Raw genomic sequence first — 20,289 nt, forward strand, 5'->3', positions numbered from 1 at the left:
CGAAAAAATTAGTTACAAATCATAACTTACTGTATATAATACCAAAGATTATGTATAAAAGACCAGAGAGGATAAAATGGCACGTAAACAATTAACTGAGCGCCAGCAAGAAATCTTTGATTTTGTTAAAAATCATATCTCAACGACTGGTATGCCCCCAACCCGTGTGGAAATTGCTCGTGAAATCGGTTTTAAATCGCCTAATGCGGCAGAAGAGCATTTAAAAGCCTTAGCTCGTAAAGGCTATATTGAGATGCTTTCAGGTACATCTCGCGGTATTCGTATCTTAGTGAATGATGAAGAAGCGGCAAATGAAGACAGCTTGCCGTTGGTTGGTCGCGTAGCAGCAGGCACGCCAATTGAGGCAATCGAACACATTGAAGATCACTATCCTGTCAGTGGGACTATGTTTAACCCAACCGCGGATTATCTGCTTCGCGTAAACGGCAATTCAATGGAAAATATCGGCATTTTAGATGGTGATTTATTAGCGGTGCACAAAACGAAAGTTGCCAAAAATGGGCAGGTAGTTGTTGCTCGTGTGGATGATGAAGTAACCGTTAAACGCTTGGAGAAAAAAGGTAATTTAATCTATCTTCATCCTGAAAATGATGAGTTAGAATCGATTGTCGTTGATCCGCGTTTTGAATATATTGAGATTGAAGGCATTGCCGTAGGGGTAATTCGTAGCAACGCTTGGATGTAATTTCCCCCTAATTATTTCTGATAAAATGAATTTAGCTAAATTTCCTGTTTCTGAAGCTGAACTATTAGCCAATGCCCATTGGTTAGCTGGTTTTCGATTAGGTGAAATTGCTGAAATGCTAAACATACCTGTGCCGAAAGATTTAAAGCACGATAAAGGGTGGGTTGGGCAGCTGATTGAAACGGCTCTCGGGGCAAAAGCGGGTTCGAAAGCCGAACAAGATTTTGCTCATTTAGGCATAGAACTCAAAACCCTCCCGATTAACGAGCAAGGTGAACCGTTAGAAACAACGTTTGTAAGCCTTGCCCCGCTAGTGCAAAATAATGGTATTACCTGGCAAAGCTCGCACGTTCGACATAAGTTGCAAAAAGTATTATGGATGCCCATTGAAGGAAGTCGTCAGATTCCGCTTGCAGAACGGCATATTGGGCAACCGATTCTGTGGCAACCCTCTTTAGAGCAAGAGAGACAACTCCAACGAGATTGGGAAGAGTTGATGGAGTTGATCGTATTAGGGCAGTTACATCAAATTAATGCTACATTGGGAGAAGTGCTACAGCTTCGTCCTAAAGGCAGAAATAGCAAGGCACTTGCCAATGCGGTAAATGAACAAGGGCAGCCAATCCAATCCTTGCCTCTAGGCTTTTATTTAAGAAAGCAATTTACTCGACAGATCTTGCAGAAATTTCTGCTGACAAGTTAATGGTGTTTGCATATTAAGAAGGGGAATTCCTCGCATCATGTAGCCATTGTACAAAGCCATATTTATATAAATAGTCGTATCTCTTGAATGTAGGGGCGGGGTTTATCCCCGCCCAAAATCATATAAATATATATAAAGGGTGAGTATCCCCCACGCAAAAGCAATACAGACTAGGTTGGAAAAATATAACGACGATCTAAAATTCATTTAAAGATAAATTATGTTACTGATTGATTTAAAAGACAAAGTGCTCTCTCAAGAAGAAGTCGAATTACTCGAACATCCTCTCGTCTCGGGTGTAATTTTGTTTAGCCGAAATTTTTACGATAAACCGCAAATTCAGGCATTCATTAAAGAAATTCGCCAACGTGTAAAAAAGCCACTGCTGATTACTGTTGATCAAGAAGGCGGGCGAGTACAGCGTTTCCGTGAGGCGTTTACATCGCTACCCGCAATGCAATCTTTTGCTCAGCTTGCTCAAAATGAACAAGAGGCAAAACAGCTTGCTTATGAAACAGGTTGGGTAATGGCGAGTGAAATGTTTGCTTTAGATATTGATTTAAGTTTTGCCCCAGTGTTGGATTTAGGACATCAAAGTCAGGCAATTGGTGATCGTGCTTTTTCGCAACATCTCCATGAATTACTACCGCTTGCTGAATGCTTTATTGATGGAATGAGAGCCGTTGGAATGGCAACGACAGGTAAACATTTTCCAGGACACGGACATGTTTTAGCCGACTCTCATTTAGAAACTCCCTTTGATGATCGCCCGAAAGCGGTGATTTTTGAGCAAGATATTCAGCCATTTAAACAGCTGATTGCGAAAAATAAACTCTCTGCGATTATGCCCGCTCACGTGATTTATACTCAATGTGATAGCCAACCTGCTAGCGGTTCAAGTTATTGGTTAAAAGAGATTTTACGCCAGCAATTGAGTTTTAATGGCGTGATTTTCTCTGACGATTTAGGCATGAAAGGGGCGGGATTTATGGGTAATGTTGTTGAGCGTGCAGAAAAAGCGATTCGTGCTGGTTGTGATTTGTTACTGCTTTGTAATGAACCTGAAGGTGTGGTGCAAGTGTTAGATAATTTAAACTATCAGCCTACTCAAGCACAAAAAGAACGCCATCTAAGTTTGATGAAACGCAAATATATCAACTGGTCTGATTTAGAGAAAAATCGGGACTATTTACAAGCCTCTGCACGTTTGAGCAAATGGCAACAAAAATGGCTAGAATGGAAAGCACTCAATCATTGATGATGAAATTAAATTGCCAACACTTTAATCAACAGCAATGCCATTCTTGCCAATCGCTGGAAAAGGATTTATCTGAGCAAATTTTCCTAAAAGAAGAAGCACTCAAGCGGTTGATTTCACCTTTTATTTTGCAAAATCAGACGGAAATTCTACCGCCTGTAATGTCAGAGATTTCACACTTTCGTAATAAAGCCAAAATGGTCGTCAGTGGCAGCGTAGAACGTCCGATTTTAGGCTTACTGAAAGATCAGAACGATCCACAAAGTGGAGTAGATTTAACCGACTGCCCTTTGTATGCCAAAGGAATTGAAACACTGTTCCCAATGTTAAAAGATTTTATCGGGCGGGCGGGATTAGTGCCTTATAACATTGCAAAGAAAAAAGGCGAGTTGAAATATATCCTCATTACGCAAAGCCAGGCTAATCAATCGGTTATGTTGCGTTTTGTGCTTCGCTCAACGCAAAAACAACCGCTTGTAGAGCGGGAATTACCTGCATTGTTAGCGAAACTACCTGCAAATTCAGTGGTGAGTTTAAATATCCAACCGCAACACGCTGCGATTTTAGAAGGTGAAACGGAAATTTTTCTGACGGAACAAACGACAATTGAAGAAAATTTTAACGGCATTCCGCTCTTTATTCGTCCGCAAGGTTTCTTTCAAACCAACCCGCTTGTTGCAAGCCAATTATATAAAACGGCTCAAGAGTGGGTAAAAGAGTTGCCGATTCAGCACTGTTGGGATCTGTTTTGTGGTGTGGGAGGGTTTGGATTGCATTGTGCCAACGCATTGCAAGCAAAAAATCCAAGCGTTTCACTCACGGGGATTGAAATTTCTGCATCTGCCATTGCGAGTGCTACCAAATCGGCTGAAAAATTAGGGCTGAACAACATCACGTTTGCCTCACTTGACTCGGCTCAATTTGCGATTCATTCGAGTGAAGAACAAAACCGCCCCGATTTAGTCATTGTTAATCCGCCAAGACGAGGAATTGGACAAGTATTAAGTGAATATTTAAATGAACTTGCTCCGCCCTATGTTATCTATTCCAGCTGTAACGCTCAAACCATGGCAAAAGATTTTGAGGCATTCACGAACTATTCATTATGCAAGGTACAACTCTTTGATATGTTCCCACACACAGCCCATTATGAGGTGCTAACGTTATTAGTTAAAAAGTAGAATTTTATCTTACTCTTTTTTGGTAGGCTTACTGAAAAAGCAGAAAAGTTGCTATAATATTGCTGATTTATAGTATTAGATCAAATTAGTGGCAAATAAAATGAACTAAATCATCTTTTTGCAAGACAAATTCAGCAGATCTCTTTACTATATCTTTAATTCTTTTTCGGTATTATGTAGCAATTGCATAATTAACTTGATGTAGGGGGTATCCCCTCCCGAAATCGGTAAAATGTATTGGGTGGGGATAAACCCCGCCCCTATACAAGCACGCAAGCAGTACACAAGTACACAAGCACAAGACGGTTGCTACGATATTTATATAGAAATCTATTTGTACAACTGCTACATAATACCGCTTTTTTCAATCTCAATTTTTTCAATCTCAATTAGAGGAATATCAACAATGGCTAAAATTGTAAAAGTAATTGGTCGTGAAATCATCGACTCTCGTGGTAACCCAACAGTTGAAGCTGAAGTTCACTTAGAAGGTGGCTTCGTCGGTCTTGCAGCAGCTCCATCTGGTGCATCAACAGGTTCTCGCGAAGCATTAGAATTACGTGATGGCGATAAATCACGTTTCTTAGGTAAAGGCGTATTAAAAGCGGTTTCTGCGGTAAACAATGAAATTGCAAACGCTATCGTTGGTAAAGAGGGTTCTGCACAAGCTGAAATCGACCAAATTATGATCGATTTAGATGGTACAGAAAACAAATCTAAATTTGGTGCAAACGCAATCTTAGCCGTTTCATTAGCAACAGCGAAAGCAGCCGCAGCATCTAAAGGTTTACCACTTTACGCTTACATTGCGGAATTAAATGGCACACCAGGCGTATATTCAATGCCATTACCAATGATGAACATCATCAACGGCGGTGAACACGCAGATAACAACGTGGACATCCAAGAATTTATGATCCAGCCAGTAGGTGCAAAAACATTACGTGAAGCATTACGCATCGGTGCTGAAGTGTTCCATAATCTTGCCAAAGTATTAAAATCTAAAGGTTTAAATACCGCAGTGGGTGATGAAGGTGGTTTCGCTCCAAACTTAGCTTCTAACGCAGACGCTTTAGCATGTATTAAAGAAGCAGTAGAAAAAGCAGGTTATGTGTTAGGTAAAGATGTTACTTTAGCGATGGACTGTGCATCTTCTGAGTTCTACAACAAAGAAACGGGTAATTATGAGTTAAAAGGCGAAGGCAAAACCTTTACTTCTCAAGAGTTCACTCACTACCTTGAAGGCTTAACCAAAGAGTATCCAATCGTCTCTATTGAAGACGGTCAAGATGAATCAGACTGGGAAGGTTTCGCATACCAAACTCAAGTATTAGGCGATAAAATCCAATTAGTGGGTGATGACTTATTCGTAACTAATACGAAGATCTTAAAAGAAGGTATCGAAAAAGGTATCGCAAACTCAATCTTAATCAAATTCAACCAAATCGGTTCATTAACTGAAACGTTAGCCGCAATCAAAATGGCGAAAGATGCAGGTTACACAGCAGTAATTTCACACCGTTCTGGTGAAACTGAAGATGCAACTATTGCTGACTTAGCGGTGGGTACAGCAGCAGGTCAAATCAAAACAGGTTCGATGAGTCGTTCAGACCGTATTGCGAAATACAACCAATTAATCCGTATTGAAGAAGCATTAGAACGTGCAGGTACGCCAGCACCATTCTTAGGTTTAAAAGCGGTGAAAGGTCAAGCATAATTTTTGCGATGATTGAAGCTGATTAGCTTTATAAGAATGCCACAGATTTCTGTGGCATTTTTTCTATCTTTTTTTGCTATGGTAAGGAAAACCGAATGTTATATTCCGTATTAACTGATCAAATATTATTAGGCGAAGGCTATCGTAATGGAGCTCACTCCACTCAACACGAACATTTAGTCGTTATGTTTGAAGATGATGGCGAAACAGGCTATTTCTATGCAATGGATTTACACCAAGCCGAGCAACCGATTGTTGATAGTTTGTTCGTTTACAACGTGAGTGATATTGAGCAAAATAGCCTAAAAGAACCACGCCGATTAGAAATTTGTTGGTCTGAAGATGGCTGTCAAGCCTTTTTATTGCTTAATGGCTACCCACACGCAGTATTTGATTTTCAGCAATTGGTTGGCTACAACCATACAAAATTCCCGCAACCAGAGTTAAGCAGTATGTGGGTGCATAAAGAAACAACCCATGAACTTGTTGAGTCGTGGCTAGGATAAGTCTTTATAGTCGTTCTTGTGAGGGGGCAAAAATCATCTTGTACAGCGACGACATAATACCGAGAATTAATTAGTGTTTTTTCATCACTTATCTTATTTTTATGATATTATGATGAAGGTTTATCTAGAAATAGATTAACTTACGTACTTTATTGTAATGTTATGTAAATATAGTTTTTTTGTTTATCGAAAAAATGTATTATAACCAATATGGTTATCTTGTTTATTAGGTAATCAATATGTATAACGAAGGAGAATATAAACCTATCTCTATATTGAATATGAGGAGAGGCGTTGTATTCCCCTTTTTCATTATATAGCATATCTAAAAGGAAAAAATGAATGAATAAAGTCTTTAAGGTAATTTGGAACCACGCTACGCAATCTTGGGTGGCAGTATCTGAATTAACGTCTGCAAAAGGCAAAACGAAATCAAAAACAAACAAAGTTGCTGCGGTATCCCTTGCAGTATCAAGTGCACTCTGGGCAACAAGTTCAGATGCTGCTGTTTTAGTCAGTGGAACTGGAACGTCAGTCGTTCTTGTTGCTGATAATGTACAGTCAGCGGTTAATACGAGATCGAATAAATCTATTACCATTGGCTCTAAAAGCAGTGATGATACGGTGAATGTGGGCGGTACTGGAACGGGTAACTTTGGTATTTCAATTGGTGCGGGTGCTCAAGGTACTGGTGAGCGTTCGATTTCAATTGGTGAGAAAGCTGAAGCTACAGGTTCTCGTACGATTTCAATTGGTTCGGGTGCAGCAGCTGTAGGTAATAATTCGATTGCTCAAGGTGATGGTGCTAGAGCTGGTCATCGTGCTATTGCCATTGGTAATGGTGCTAAAGCCTTTACTTCATCTTCGAACGGCTCACGTGGTGCAACAGATGGTACACCAAATACTCGGGCAATTGGTCAGATCGCTATTGGTGATAATGCAACTGCAACAAGCCGTAGTGGTGTAACATGGACAAGTGCACAAGATGCGATTGCTATCGGTCGAAACTCATATGTTGAACAAACATCAGATATTGCCATTGGTTCTGGTGCTATCATTAAACAGAGCAATTATAACGGCTTAAATAAAAACGATAGCAAATGGGGGGTTTTATCTTCCGTAGCAGTTGGTTCAAAAGCGGAATCTGCAGGTACTTCCGGTGATACTATTCTAGGTTCATATGCAACCAATAACTTGGGGCAAAAATTCCAAATTGGTCAATCTACCGCAGTGGGTTCTCGTGCTTTCGTATGGGGCGACCAAGCGAGTGCACTAAGTGCAGACTCTACAGCAATGGGTAACTCGTCTGTATCATTGGGTGGTGACGACATTGATAAAGCGAAAGCAAAACTTACCCAGTATATCCCTGAGATTCGCAAAAATGGTATTAATTTGGCAAAATTGCCTAACTTGTTAGATCAAGCATATAAGCAAGCAGGGATTACAGATGCTGAAGTCGCGGAATATAAAACTTGGGTGGCTGGTGGTCGTACAGCAAGTGCACGTAATGATGTGATTAATAAAACGCATAACGTGACGGCATTGATTTTATCTAACGATGGCAAGTCTGACAATAACATTCGTACCGCAGCAATTGGTGATGTTTCTATGGCATTGGGTACCTCATCACAAGCAGGTGGTACAGGTTCACAAGCTCTCGGTGTTAACGCTTTAGCGAGAGGGGAATCCTCTATTGCACAAGGGGTTATTTCACGTGCTAACGGAACAAACTCTATTGCTATGGGTACCGTGGCAGAAGCTCACGCAGATAATTCAAACGCGATTGGTTATTATGCGTTAGCAACAGGACGTGCTGCAACGGCACTTGGTACGCGTGCGCATGCAAAATCGGTTAATGCAATTACCATCGGTTCAGAATCTTGTGTAACGGGTAGAGCTTCTGTGGTGTTAGGGGCACACTCTAACGTAACAGGTATTACCTCTATGGCATTGGGCTCGAACATTACGACAGTACGTACCAATAACTCTGTGGTGTTAGGCTTTAACTCATCAGATGTGGTAGGGGGCGTAACAACCAATGTAGATGGTTCAACACAAGCTACAGATAGTTTAGCCTTTAGTGGTGCTTCTGACCCGGTTCAAAAAGTAAATAATGCCTCAGTGCGTGCAACAAATGGCTTCTTCTCATATGAAGGTTTTGCCGGTCAACCAATTAACAGCGGACAATATGTAAGTATTGGTGCTGTAGGTCACGAGCGTCAAATTAAAAACTTGGCAGCTGGGGCTATTAACCAAAGTTCAACAGATGCGATCAATGGTTCACAACTTTATGCGGTAATGCATCGTGTTGAAACCGGTTTCCGTGTAAAAAATAATGATAAGGATGTACCGGGAAATATTATTGTCGATAAAGATGGTAATACCCAACCAGCGAATAATATCAGTATTGTACCAAGTGACGTAGTGAACTTTAATAATGGTAACTTTACTACAGCCGTAGTGACTGCAAATGCTTCAGGTAAAGGTACGGGTGCTAATGTTACTTTTAATGTAAATAACCAAACCATTGATACGACAACCGTAAATACGACATCACCAGGTGCATTAAATGTAACTTCAACAACAGATGGCGTAGCTACCACGAAAAATGTTGCAGAAGCAATTAACGCAGCGTACTGGAAAGTAGGCGACAACGCGAAAGCGGTGAAACACAATGTATCAGCGGGTCACCAAGTAAACTTTGTTAACGGTACAGGTGTAAATGCGACGGTAACAGCAGAAGCGAATGGTCAAAATGATGTTTCATTTAGCATTAATACGGATGACACGACAATTCAGGTAAATGCGAAGACAAATAAAGTTGAAGCGAAAACAGCTGGTTTAACGACTCAAGTAAACAACAATGGCACTATTTCTGTGCCGACAGGTGAAGCTGGTACAAGTTTAGTCAATGCATCAACTGTGGCGAAAGCGATTAACGATGCATCGTTTAACGTATCAACCAAAGCGGAAGATAAGTTTGCAACGCAAACGACGAAGACAGCTAAAGTGAAAGCGGGCGGAAATGTTACGTACATTGCAGGTAAAAACATTGCGATTGAGCAAGACAACCAAAACTTTACGTTCTCAACAACAGAAAACGTAGTGTTTAATAATGCACAAGTTAACAGTACATTAACGATCGGTAATGGTACGACGACGAGTCCGAAAGTGAATATTACTTCAACGACAGCAGGCTTAAACTTGACGAATGGTACGGCACCAGTTGCAATTAACAATGTAGAAAGTTTCTTACCAGGTACAGCGAATTACAAAGGTAATGCCGTGACTGCAACTGAAGTAGCGGCTCCAACATTTACAGCGGCAGATAAAGCACGTGCATCAACGATTGATGATGTGTTAAATGCGGGTTGGAACTTACGTGGTCAAAAAGCAGCAGGTGCAGAAGTAAGTGCGGTTGATTTTGTGAAACCGTATGACACAGTGGTATTCAAATCAGGTAATAACGCAACAACAGATGTGGTTACGACAACTGATGCAGATAACAAAGTGTCTACGATTACCATTACCGCGAAAGCAGAGCCAGTAAAAACATCAAATTTAACAACGACTGTAAATAACAACGGTACAGTTTCTGTAGCGACAGGTGAGGATGGAGCTAACTTAGTTAATGCATCAACTGTAGCGAAAGCGATTAACGATGCGTCGTTTAACGTAACGACAGGTCAAGCAGTAGATAAGTTTGCAACGCAAACGACGAAGACAGCTAAAGTGAAAGCGGGCGGAAATGTTACGTACATTGCAGGTAAAAACATTGCGATTGAGCAAGATAACCAAAACTTTACGTTCTCAACAACAGAAAACGTAACGTTTACGAATGCGAATGTAACGAACACATTAGCACTGGGTAACGGTACAACAGGTTCATCATCTCCGGTAGTGAACTTGAAGACTGAAAATGCGACAGAAGCGAATGTAAACAATGAAGCACCGACTTCAGCATTAAATATTACGTCAGCAGATGGTAAACCGACACAAATTAAAGGTGTGGGTTCAAGCTTGAATACAACGACGGTAAATGTAACCCCAATTACAGATACAACGAGAACAACAGAGACATTATTAGATTTAGGTAATACAACTAAGCCATTATCTGAAAATGTGTTGAACTCAGTGGCGACGGTACGTGATTTAACGAACTTAGGTTGGGTAGTATCAGCGAACGGCAATAGTTACAAAGATACTGTAACTAACGCAAAAGAAGTGAAATTCAACGGCGTGAATGGTGTTTCAGTAACGGGTAACACAACGGATGGCGTTCGTAATATCAATATCTCATTGAATACAACGACTCTAACAAGTAACGCAAACGGTACAACAGCTGTAACGAATGGTAATAACTATGTAAATGGCACAACAGTTGCAAATGCGATTAACAACGCGGGTTGGAACACAACATTAAGTGACGGTACAACATTAAATGTTAACCCAGGTGACCAAGTTAACTATGTAAATGGTAACGGCACGAAAGCGAATGTAACAACAGTGAAAGATGCAAACGGCAAAGATGTTGTATCAGTTTCTTACGATGTAAATAGCACGACAGGTTCGGTAAATCCAAACGGTACAGTATCAGTAACGGATGGTAAATCATTCTTAAATGCAAGCAGTGTAGCGAACTTAGTGAACAATGCTTCATTTAGCGTATCAACCAAAGCGGAAGATAAGTTTGCAACGCAAACGACGAAGACAGCTAAAGTGAAAGCGGGCGGAAATGTTACGTACATTGCAGGTAAAAACATTGCGATTGAGCAAGATAACCAAAACTTTACGTTCTCAACAACAGAAAACGTAACGTTTACGAATGCGAATGTGAATAGCACGCTAACCGTAGGCAACGGTACTAATGCGACAACGATTACATCAGATGATAAAGGTTTAAATATTGCAAATGCGAAAGGTGAACCAACTAACATCAATGGTGTAGCAAATGGTACGTTAGCAAATGGTAGCACACAAGCTGCAAACTCAGGTCAGGTGTTTAATGCAGGTAACTCAACGGCGAATATTATCGGCGGTGGGGCAACCTTTAACACGACAACAGGTAAAGTTGAAAACTTCAATGTATCAGTAGATACGAAACCAACTACCTTGAAACCAACTGAGAACTATCAGGCACCAAGTGCAGCAACGAATGTGGCAGATGCAATTAAGAACTTGAACTCTTATGTGAATGCGGGTTGGAAAATTGGTAATACAACTTCTGTTGTTGAACGTATTGCTCCAGATGAACAAGTCAACTTTGTGAATAGCTCGACAGTGAATGCATTTGTTGTAGCAAATAACAAAGGTGGTGCAAATGTAAGTTTCCAAGTGAATACTACTTCAGTTACAAATACGGTACTGACAAATGCGAAAGGTAACGTAGGTGCAAGTAATATTACTTATAAAGCACAATATGGCGCAATTAATGATAAAGGTGAGCTTGTTATTGGTGCAGAGGGTAACCGTTTTGCAACGGTATCAGAAGTAGCTGGTGCTATTAACAACTCTGGTTGGACTACAAAACTTTCTAACGGTACAGTTGCTCCGGTGAAACCAGGTCAAGCCGTGAACTATGTAAACGGTACAGGTACAGTTGCAAATGTGACTAAGGATGCTAATGGTGCAATCAATGTAACTTATGATGCGAAAGTAGATGGCACAACGATTAAGGTGGATAGCCAAGGTAACATTGCAGCAAATACCACTGAGTTAAGCCGTCATCCGAATAATAATGGTACTATTACCTTTAATTCGGCAAACGGAAATAACTTAGTGAATGCATCAACAGTGGCTAATGCAATCAATAGTGCGTCATTTAATGCAACTATTGCAAACTCAGGTGCATGGATTGTCAACCAAGCAGGTAAAGCAAATGCGACAGTGAAAGCAGGTTCTACCGTGACTTATACAGCAGGTAAGAACATTGCAATTAAACAGGATGGTGCAAACTTTACTTTTGCAACGACTAAAGATGTAACATTTGAAAATGCACAAGTGAATCAAACATTGTCTATCGGTAACGGTACGGCAGGTAATCCACAAGTGAATATTACGACATCAGGTACTGGTGCAAATCCACAGTTAGATATGGGTAAAGCACAGTTAACGAATGTAAGCAAAGCGACAGACGGTAACTTTAACTCAGATCCAAATAAATATAACGTGGATGTTAATGGTGATCCATTAGTGAAAGCGGCAGATGGTAAGTACTATCGCCCAGGTGATGTGACGGCAAGGGTGAATCCACAAACAGGTGCGATTGAAATTAACCCAATTTCAACAGCAACAGCGGTAACTCCGGCAACGTCAACACAAGCAAATGCTCCATTGGCAACAAATGTGACTAAAGCTGCGGGTAACATTGCAGACTTAAGCTCATCAAATCCATCTAATGCGATTACAGTGGAAGATGCGAAGAACTTAGGTTGGGTTGTTTCTGCAAGTGATAATAACTACGCAGATAGCGTGAAAAATGCTAACCGTGTAGACTTCAAAGCAGAAGCAGGCACAGGTGTAACTGTGAAAGGTGCAACAGATGCTGCAGGTGTTCGTACAATTACTGTAGGTAATGACTACCTCAAGGCAAATGCAACAGCTGGTAGCACAGCAGCTAAGGCTGCAGGTTCAAATTCTGTTGCAGTAGGACCTAACTCTGTAGCAAATACAGAAGGTTCAGTAGCAATCGGTAATAATGCTAAAGTTGAAACAAATGCTGCGAAAGGTTCTGTGGCAATTGGTGCAGGTTCAACAGCAGGTAAAGTGAACACTGGTGCATACCGCATTGATGGTTCAACAGATGTAGCAGGTAACCCTGAAGATGCGAATACACGTGTGGTGTCTGTAGGTAATGCAACAAGCAAAGCTCAGATCCAAAACGTAGCGGCAGGTGTTGTATCTGCAACGTCTACAGATGCAGTGAATGGTAGCCAATTAAATGCAACGAATGTTCGTGTGAATCAAAATGCTCAAAACATCGCTCACTTAGATCACAAAGTGAACCGTATGGGTAAAGATTTACGTGCAGGTATTGCAGGTGCGAATGCCGCAGCAGGCTTACCACAAGTTTACATTCCAGGTAAATCAATGGTAGCAGCAGCAGCAGGTACCTTCAAAGGTCAAAGTGCTGTAGCAGTAGGTTACTCTCGTGCTTCAGACAACGGTAAAGTTATCTTGAAACTTCAAGGTAATGCGAATACTCGTGGTGAAGTAGGTGGCTCTGTAGGTGTAGGTTACCAATGGTAATTTCACTATTAACTTTATAGTTAATAATTAGATGATAAAAAGCGGTCAAAATTGACCGCTTTTTTTATTAGCCATTGATAAGTTCTATTCAAGCTAGCTGATTTTCAGTATAATTTACTCTCAGTTGTCGAAAGATAACCAACTTGTTTTTATTATCACAACTGAGAAACTTCCATGAACAATCAAACCATTAGCAGACCGAAACAAGCCTTTGTTGGCTTACAAATGCTCTTTGTCGCTTTCGGTGCTTTAGTGCTAGTTCCGTTAATCACGGGGCTTGATCCAAACACCGCTCTGCTTACTGCAGGTGTCGGTACTCTCCTTTTCCAACTTTGTACCAAACGTCAAGTACCTATTTTTCTTGCTTCTTCTTTCGCTTTTATCGCTCCAATTCAATACGGTGTGCAAGCGTGGGGGATTGCTGTTACTATGGGCGGATTAGCTTGTACGGGCTTGGTTTACCTTTGTTTAAGTAGCCTGGTGAAATGGAAAGGAGCTCAAATAATGGACAGAATTTTTCCGCCTGTTGTTGTTGGTCCGGTTATCATCATCATTGGTTTAGGATTAGCCCCTGTTGCAGTGGATATGGCATTAGGTAAAAATACAAATGGTGCTATTTCACAAGATACTGCAATGCTTGTCTCAATGGTTACTTTAATCACTACTGTCATTGTTGCCGTCTTTGCTAAAGGTTTGATGAAACTTGTGCCAATTATGTTCGGTATTGTTGTGGGCTATTTGTTATCTCTTTTTCTAGGTATTGTAGACTTTACTCCCGTGCAAAATGCGTCATGGTTTGACGTGCCGACCATTACTTTCCCTGAGTTCCGCTTAGATGCGATTTTATATTTACTTCCCATTGCGATTGCTCCAGCAGTGGAACATGTGGGGGGCATTATGGCAATCAGCTCTGTAACGGGTAACGACTTTTTGAAAAAACCAGGTTTACATCGCACATTATTGGGGGATGGTATCGCCACTTCTGCAGCCTCATTTCTTGGTGGGCCACCAAATACAACCTATGCTGAAGTAACAGGTGCAGTAATGCTGACTAAAAACTTCAACCCAACGATTATGACTTGGGCAGCTTGTTGGGCAATTGCCATTTCATTCTGTGGTAAAGTGGGGGCATTCTTACAAACGATTCCAGGTGTGGTGATGGGAGGCATTATGATGCTTGTATTTGGCTCTATCGCTGCGGTAGGAATGAGTACCTTAATCAAAGCCAAAGTCGATATGGGAGAAGCTCGTAACCTTGTCATCGTTTCAGTCGTGATGACTTTTGGCATTGGTGGTATGCTTATCAATGTAGGCGAATTTTCACTTAAAGGTATCAGTCTTTGTGCAATTGCTGCGATTCTAATGAATTTAGTACTGCCTAGAGTTAAAAACACCGAAGCATAATTTTCTTTAACCGATAAAAACCTGATTAAGCAATGCTTGATCAGGTTTTCTTGTTTTTAAGATGCGATTTTGCTTCATATCACGTAAAATAACTGCATTACTCAATATGAATAGGAATAAAAAAATGCCAACATTAAGTGTTGCAATGATTGTTAAAAATGAGGCCCAAGATTTAGCTGCTTGTCTTGAAACAGTAAAAGATTGGGTAAATGAAATTGTAATTTTAGATAGCGGCAGCACCGATGAAACCTTACAAATTGCTGAGCGATTTGATGCGAAAGTTTACATTAACACAGATTGGCAAGGCTTTGGCAAGCAACGCCAGTTAGCACAACAATATGTGACCAGTGATTATGTATTATGGCTTGATGCTGATGAGCGAGTAACACCAGAGCTGAAGCAAAGTATTTTACAAGCGGTCGAAAATAATGAACAAAATACCGTTTATCAAGTAAGCCGTTTAAGTGAAGTTTTTGGTCGTCAAATCACACATTCAGGCTGGTATCCTGATTATGTTGTGCGTTTATATCGTCAAGATTTTGCACAATATGGTGATGAATTAGTGCATGAGAAGGTGCATTATCCTAAAAATGCACAAGTTAAGAAACTTAAAGGGGACTTATTACATTTTACCTATAAGGATATTCACCATTACTTAGTAAAATCAGCGAGTTATGCTAAAGCCTGGGCAATTCAACGAGCTAATGTAGGGAAAAAGGCATCTTTAATGGATGGTGTTACTCACGCATTAGGCTGTTTTGTAAAAATGTATTTATTAAAAGCAGGATTCCTAGATGGTAAACAAGGATTTTTGCTCGCTATATTATCTGCACATTCCACATTTGTGAAATATGCAGATTTGTGGAATAGAACGAGAAATAATGATTAAGAGTACAAAATTATTTTACATTGTTGTGTGAACTGTAAGGTTCACACACCTATTTCGCATAGAATAAATTGGTGAAGTCATTTTAATATCCTTATCTGTGCAAAAATCATCTTGGGCAACCGCTATATAATACTAGCATTATTTGCTTAATGTGACGGGCAATATCAATGTATCAAAAACAAAACTCAGTGGTAAATCAATCACCGCTAAAACGCCTAACACTCCACCCTCTTGAATGACGTTAAAATCATTTCTGACTCCACCATAGGCAGTATAATCTCCTTTGCCTAAATTAATTATTGTGCCACAAGCGGTTAAATTTACTAAAAGGATCACTAAACCGCTATATTTGATTAAGTTATTTTTCATAAAATTAAGAAATAAAAAAGACTGACATTTGCATTATATCAAAGTCAGTCTTATCTTTTGTTAAATTTAAAGCTAGTTATTCAATGCTCTTAAAATATCGTCTACACGTTCTTTTGCATCGCCGAATAACATTTGCGTGTTTTCTTTGAAGAAGAGTGGGTTTTGTACGCCTGCGTAGCCTACTGCCATTGAGCGTTTGAATACTACCACATTTTGTGCTTTCCAAACTTCTAGCACTGGCATACCTGCGATTGGGCTTGATGGATCGTCTAATGCCGCTGGGTTTACGGTGTCGTTTGCACCGATAACTAATACAACATCAGTATCTTCGAAATCATCGTTGATTTCGTCCATTTCTAATACCACATCGTAAGGTACTTTCGCTTCCGCTAATAATACGTTCATATGACCAGGTAAACGACCCGCAACAGGGTGAATACCAAAGCGAACGTTTACGCCTTTTTCGCGTAATTTTGCCGTGATTTCAGCTACAGGGTATTGTGCTTGTGCAACCGCCATACCGTATCCAGGTGTGATGATCACAGAGCTTGCATTTTTAAGCATTTCTGCCACTTCTTCTGCTGAAGTTTCGCGGTATTCGCCTTGTTCTTCTTCGCCTGAGCTTGTTTTTACCTCTGTGCCGAAACCGCCAGCGATTACGCTGATAAATGAGCGGTTCATTGCTTTACACATAATGTAAGAGAGGATTGCACCTGAAGAACCTACTAACGCACCTGTTACGATAAGCAAGTCGTTGCTTAACATAAAGCCTGCCGCTGCTGCTGCCCAACCTGAGTATGAGTTAAGCATTGACACTACCACTGGCATATCTGCACCACCGATTGATGAGACTAAGTGCCAGCCGAATGCAAGAGCGATTGCTGTCATAATTAACACAGGGAAGATATTATCTGGGCTGTTTAAGAATGAGATCATTAATAGGGCTGAAATCACTAATGCCGCAAGGTTTAATTTATGTTTGTGCGGAAGGTTTAATGCCGCAGAGTTTACTTTGCGACCAAATAATTTACCGCTTAATTTGCCAAATGCAACTAATGAGCCAGAGAAGGTTACTGCACCGATGAAGATCCCTAAGAACACTTCCACGTTGTGAATGTTCGCAAGAGTTGCTTGTTCTGCGTGGAATGCAGCAAGTGCTACTTCATCTAAGTGAGTCGGTACAACGGCTTCTGCATGTAAGCCCCAGCTATTGAAGCCCACTAATACCGCAGCTAAACCTACAAAGCTGTGAAGAATTGCCACAAGCTCTGGCATTTCAGTCATTTCTACTTTAAGGGCTTTTTTCACACCGATGAAACCACCAATTGCCATTGCAATTAAGATCCAAAGTGTGCCTTGTGATTGTGGGCCAAAGATGGTTGCAACTAATGCAATTGCCATACCCACGATCCCATACCAACAACCTGCTTTTGCGGTTTCGTGTTTAGAAAGACCAGCTAAGCTCATAATAAACAGGATGGCAGCAATAATGTACGCTGCCGTAACAAATCCAAATGACATCTTGCTTCTCCTTAACCTTTTCTAAACATTGCAAGCATACGTTGCGTCACTTTAAAACCACCAAAGATATTGATGCTTGCGACTAAAATCGCAATAAAGGCAAGAATATCAATGAAGAAATTACCCGTTGGCTGGCGAATTTGTAACACTGCCCCCACGATAATAATGCCTGAAACCGCATTGGTTACCGCCATTAACGGGGTGTGTAATGCGTGGCTAACGTTCCAAACCACGTAGTAACCTACCACACAAGCCAGAACGAATACAGTAAAGTGAGATAAGAATGCCGCTGGTGCAACAGAAGCTAACCAAAGGAATAACGCACCAACGCCTGCCATCACACCATATTTCACGCGTGGATCGGTTGGTTTCTCTTCTTTTTTCTCAACTGGTGCTGCTGCCGCTTGTTTTTGCGGTTGTGCAGAAACTTGAATCGGTGGAGCAGGCCAGGTTACTTCGCCTTCGCGAATAACGGTTACGCCACGTAATACCACATCTTCAAAGTTAATATTGATTTGTCCATCTTTGTTCGGTGCTAATAGTTTTAATAAATTCACTAAGTTAGTACCGTAAAGTTGTGATGATTGGGTTGGTAAACGTGCTGGGAAATCGGTGTAGCCAATCACTTTCACTTGATTGTCTGTTACCACCACTTCACCTGCTTTGGTGTAGTCACAGTTACCGCCTGTTGCTGCTGCTAAGTCCACAATCACTGAGCCTGGTTTCATTGAATCTACCATCTCTTTTGTGATTAAGCGTGGTGCTGCTTTACCTGGAATTGCCGCTGTCGTGATAATAATATCCACTTCTTTCGCTTGCTCTGCGTAAAGTTCCATCGCACGACGGTTGAACTCTTCCGACATCACTTTCGCATAACCATCACCTGAGCCGCCTTCTTCTTCAAAATCAATTTCTAAGAAGTCTGCCCCCATTGATTTTACTTGCTCTTTTACTTCAGGGCGTGAGTCAAACGCACGCACAATCGCCCCTAAGCTATTCGCCGCACCGATTGCCGCTAAACCTGCTACACCTGCACCAATTACAAGCACTTTCGCAGGCGGAACTTTACCCGCTGCCGTAATTTGACCCGTAAAGAAGCTACCAAACGCATTTGCCGCTTCAATTACCGCACGGTAACCTGAAATATTTGCCATAGAAGAAAGGGCATCTAATGCTTGTGCACGAGAGATACGAGGCACAGCATCCATTGCTAACACATTGATTTTCTTCGCACTTAATTTTTCCATCAATTGTGGATTTTGTGCTGGCCAAATAAAGCTCACAAGGGTTGCACCTTCTTTAATAAGGGCAATTTCCTGTTCAGTGGGTGCATTCACTTTAAAAATAATGTCTGCATTCCAAATTTCTTGTGTTGTGCCAACAGACGCACCTGCTTTCACAAAGGCATCATCTTCAAAACTTGCTTTAAAGCCAGCATCGTGTTCAACGATCACCTCAAAGCCCAGTTTTTTAATCTGCTCAACGGTTTTTGGTGTTGCAGCAACACGCGTTTCACCATCTAACAGTTCTCTTGGTACACCAATAAGCATAAAGACTCCTGTATTGGATTGGGGTTATAATTTCAGCTACTTTAAAGTAGCCCCTATGGTTTTAAAAAAATGCCATAACTCTATCACTAAATTTGTCAAATTTGTAAAAAAATTATGCCTATCAATTTAATTATTTGACGAAATCTGTAATTTTATAATGAAAGTGAAATTTGATAGAATAAGCCACTATAAAAAATGCTTCAAATAAAATCAAAATGAATATTTTAGATCACATTCAAATTGTTCTTGTCGAAACTTCTCTGCCCGCTAATATTGGCTCTGCAGCTCGTGCAATGAAAACCATGGGGCTTAGCCATTTGCGATTAGTTGAGCCAAAACACCCACTTGATGAAAATGCCTTTGCCCTTTCAGCAGGTGCAAAAGATCTGCTTGAAAATGCACAAACCTTTGCTACTTTTGATGAAGCGGTTGCAGATTGCCAATTAGTTATTGGCACCAGTGCCCGTTTGCGACACTTACAAAGTAGTTTGATCGAGCCACGTATTTGTGGTGAATTAGTCGTAAAACGTGCTGAACAAGGCAAGGTCGCCCTTGTTTTCGGACGCGAACGCGTTGGGCTAACTAACGAAGAATTGCTCAAATGTCATTATCACTTAAACTTTCCTACCAATCCTGAATATGGCTCGCTCAATTTAGCTATGGCGGTGCAATTAGCGGCTTATGAGGTGAGAATGGCTTATCTTAGCAATCAACAAGCGGTCGAAAATACGCAAAACTTTGCAAAACACCGACCGCTTGCAGAAGCCGAAAAAGATTACCCAAATGCCGAAGCATTGGAACATTTTTACCAACACACGGAAAGGCTTTATAAAGCACTTGGTTTTATCCGTAATGATGCAGTGATGCTCAAACTCCGTCGCCTTTATCAACGTGCAGAATTAGAAACCAATGAATTGAATTTGTTAAGAGGAATGCTAACGGCTGTGGAATGTAGTCAGAAAGAGAGTAGTAATACTCCCTAAAAAATTAGCCCTAGATAGGGCTAATTTTTAGAATGAAAAAAGCGTTATTTCGCTTGGATAGATGATATTTTCCAAATTCTCTCTGCGTACTCTTTAATCGTGCGGTCAGATGAGAAGAAGCCCATATTCACGATATTTTGGATGGTACTTTCAATCCATTGGTCGCGTTGTTTGTATTTTTCATCTACGGTTTTTTGAGTTTCTACATAACTGCGGAAATCAGCAAAAGCTTGATAATAATCGTGGTATTGCAA

14 protein-coding genes are annotated in these 20,289 nt (G+C 40.8%); 10 read left to right on the forward strand and 4 right to left on the reverse strand.

Annotated elements, in window-relative coordinates; genetic code table 11:
* Window positions 1-76 precede the first annotated feature (76 nt).
* The 9 genes from lexA (at window position 77) to QMF79_RS01470 (ending at window position 15,612) form a co-directional block, all read left to right on the forward strand.
* Window positions 77-706 carry a transcriptional repressor LexA gene (lexA, locus tag QMF79_RS01430; RefSeq protein ID WP_005706552.1) on the forward strand — a complete coding sequence of 210 codons (630 nt, stop codon included), beginning with the start codon at window positions 77-79 and terminating at the stop codon, window positions 704-706.
* Window positions 707-731: 25 nt separating this feature from the next.
* Window positions 732-1,409 (forward strand): DNA mismatch repair endonuclease MutH, encoded by a 678-nt coding sequence (mutH, locus tag QMF79_RS01435; RefSeq protein ID WP_111427526.1) that lies wholly within the window; start codon window positions 732-734, stop codon window positions 1,407-1,409.
* A 220-nt stretch (window positions 1,410-1,629) separates the two neighbouring features.
* Window positions 1,630-2,667, forward strand: a complete 1,038-nt coding sequence (gene nagZ / locus QMF79_RS01440) for a beta-N-acetylhexosaminidase (RefSeq protein WP_281772469.1) — start codon at window positions 1,630-1,632, stop codon at window positions 2,665-2,667.
* A gap of 2 nt (window positions 2,668-2,669) precedes the next feature.
* Window positions 2,670-3,848: a 23S rRNA (uracil(747)-C(5))-methyltransferase RlmC gene (gene rlmC, locus QMF79_RS01445; protein ID WP_281772480.1), complete on the forward strand. Its 1,179-nt coding sequence runs from the start codon at window positions 2,670-2,672 to the stop codon at window positions 3,846-3,848.
* A 406-nt stretch (window positions 3,849-4,254) separates the two neighbouring features.
* Entirely contained in the window at window positions 4,255-5,565 is a 1,311-nt protein-coding gene (gene eno / locus QMF79_RS01450) for a phosphopyruvate hydratase (RefSeq protein WP_005706543.1), read from the forward strand.
* 95 nt (window positions 5,566-5,660) lie between these two features.
* On the forward strand, window positions 5,661-6,071 hold the full coding sequence (locus tag QMF79_RS01455) for a DUF2251 domain-containing protein (RefSeq protein ID WP_281772470.1): 411 nt from the start codon (window positions 5,661-5,663) through the stop codon (window positions 6,069-6,071).
* Between the two features lie 342 nt (window positions 6,072-6,413).
* Window positions 6,414-13,319, forward strand: coding sequence for a YadA-like family protein (locus QMF79_RS01460; RefSeq protein WP_281772471.1), 6,906 nt, complete (start codon window positions 6,414-6,416; stop codon window positions 13,317-13,319).
* Window positions 13,320-13,493: 174 nt separating this feature from the next.
* Entirely contained in the window at window positions 13,494-14,723 is a 1,230-nt protein-coding gene (locus QMF79_RS01465; protein WP_281772472.1) for a uracil-xanthine permease family protein, read from the forward strand.
* Between the two features lie 124 nt (window positions 14,724-14,847).
* Window positions 14,848-15,612, forward strand: coding sequence for a glycosyltransferase family 2 protein (locus QMF79_RS01470; RefSeq protein WP_281772473.1), 765 nt, complete (start codon window positions 14,848-14,850; stop codon window positions 15,610-15,612).
* A 138-nt stretch (window positions 15,613-15,750) separates the two neighbouring features.
* On the opposite strand, the gene QMF79_RS01475 is transcribed toward QMF79_RS01470, so the two are convergent.
* The 3 genes from QMF79_RS01475 to pntA all read right to left on the reverse strand — a co-directional run bounded on the left by QMF79_RS01475 (window position 15,751) and on the right by pntA (window position 19,052).
* Window positions 15,751-15,981: a YceK/YidQ family lipoprotein gene (locus QMF79_RS01475; protein ID WP_281772474.1), complete on the reverse strand. Its 231-nt coding sequence runs from the start codon at window positions 15,979-15,981 to the stop codon at window positions 15,751-15,753.
* A 72-nt stretch (window positions 15,982-16,053) separates the two neighbouring features.
* A complete protein-coding gene (pntB, locus tag QMF79_RS01480) occupies window positions 16,054-17,502 on the reverse strand; it encodes a Re/Si-specific NAD(P)(+) transhydrogenase subunit beta (protein WP_281772475.1) in 1,449 nt (482 codons plus the stop codon).
* 11 nt (window positions 17,503-17,513) lie between these two features.
* Window positions 17,514-19,052: a Re/Si-specific NAD(P)(+) transhydrogenase subunit alpha gene (gene pntA, locus QMF79_RS01485; RefSeq protein WP_281772476.1), complete on the reverse strand. Its 1,539-nt coding sequence runs from the start codon at window positions 19,050-19,052 to the stop codon at window positions 17,514-17,516.
* Window positions 19,053-19,267: 215 nt separating this feature from the next.
* On the opposite strand from pntA, the gene trmJ reads away from it, so the two are divergent.
* A complete protein-coding gene (gene trmJ / locus QMF79_RS01490; RefSeq protein ID WP_281772477.1) occupies window positions 19,268-20,035 on the forward strand; it encodes a tRNA (cytosine(32)/uridine(32)-2'-O)-methyltransferase TrmJ in 768 nt (255 codons plus the stop codon).
* A 44-nt stretch (window positions 20,036-20,079) separates the two neighbouring features.
* Here trmJ and QMF79_RS01495 read toward each other — a convergent pair.
* On the reverse strand, window positions 20,080-20,289 hold a 210-nt coding region (locus QMF79_RS01495), incomplete at its 5' end, for a glycogen/starch/alpha-glucan phosphorylase (protein ID WP_281772478.1).

Origin of the sequence: Pseudohaemophilus parahaemolyticus, assembly GCF_938021905.1 — a bacterium.
GTDB lineage: Bacteria > Pseudomonadota > Gammaproteobacteria > Enterobacterales > Pasteurellaceae > Haemophilus_A > Haemophilus_A parahaemolyticus_B.

Excerpts from the sequence above, each read along its gene's own strand:
- lexA (WP_005706552.1), top strand. The coding sequence starts at position 77 with ATGGCACGTAAACAATTAACTGAGCGCCAGCAAGAAATCTTTGATTTT.
- trmJ (WP_281772477.1), top strand. The coding sequence starts at position 19,268 with ATGAATATTTTAGATCACATTCAAATTGTTCTTGTCGAAACTTCTCTG.
- rlmC (WP_281772480.1), top strand. The coding sequence starts at position 2,670 with ATGAAATTAAATTGCCAACACTTTAATCAACAGCAATGCCATTCTTGC.
- eno (WP_005706543.1), top strand. The coding sequence starts at position 4,255 with ATGGCTAAAATTGTAAAAGTAATTGGTCGTGAAATCATCGACTCTCGT.
- QMF79_RS01455 (WP_281772470.1), top strand. The coding sequence starts at position 5,661 with ATGTTATATTCCGTATTAACTGATCAAATATTATTAGGCGAAGGCTAT.
- QMF79_RS01465 (WP_281772472.1), top strand. The coding sequence starts at position 13,494 with ATGAACAATCAAACCATTAGCAGACCGAAACAAGCCTTTGTTGGCTTA.
- pntA (WP_281772476.1), bottom strand. The coding sequence starts at position 19,052 with ATGCTTATTGGTGTACCAAGAGAACTGTTAGATGGTGAAACGCGTGTT.
- nagZ (WP_281772469.1), top strand. The coding sequence starts at position 1,630 with ATGTTACTGATTGATTTAAAAGACAAAGTGCTCTCTCAAGAAGAAGTC.
- QMF79_RS01470 (WP_281772473.1), top strand. The coding sequence starts at position 14,848 with ATGCCAACATTAAGTGTTGCAATGATTGTTAAAAATGAGGCCCAAGAT.
- mutH (WP_111427526.1), top strand. The coding sequence starts at position 732 with ATGAATTTAGCTAAATTTCCTGTTTCTGAAGCTGAACTATTAGCCAAT.
- QMF79_RS01475 (WP_281772474.1), bottom strand. The coding sequence starts at position 15,981 with ATGAAAAATAACTTAATCAAATATAGCGGTTTAGTGATCCTTTTAGTA.
- pntB (WP_281772475.1), bottom strand. The coding sequence starts at position 17,502 with ATGTCATTTGGATTTGTTACGGCAGCGTACATTATTGCTGCCATCCTG.
- QMF79_RS01460 (WP_281772471.1), top strand. The coding sequence starts at position 6,414 with ATGAATAAAGTCTTTAAGGTAATTTGGAACCACGCTACGCAATCTTGG.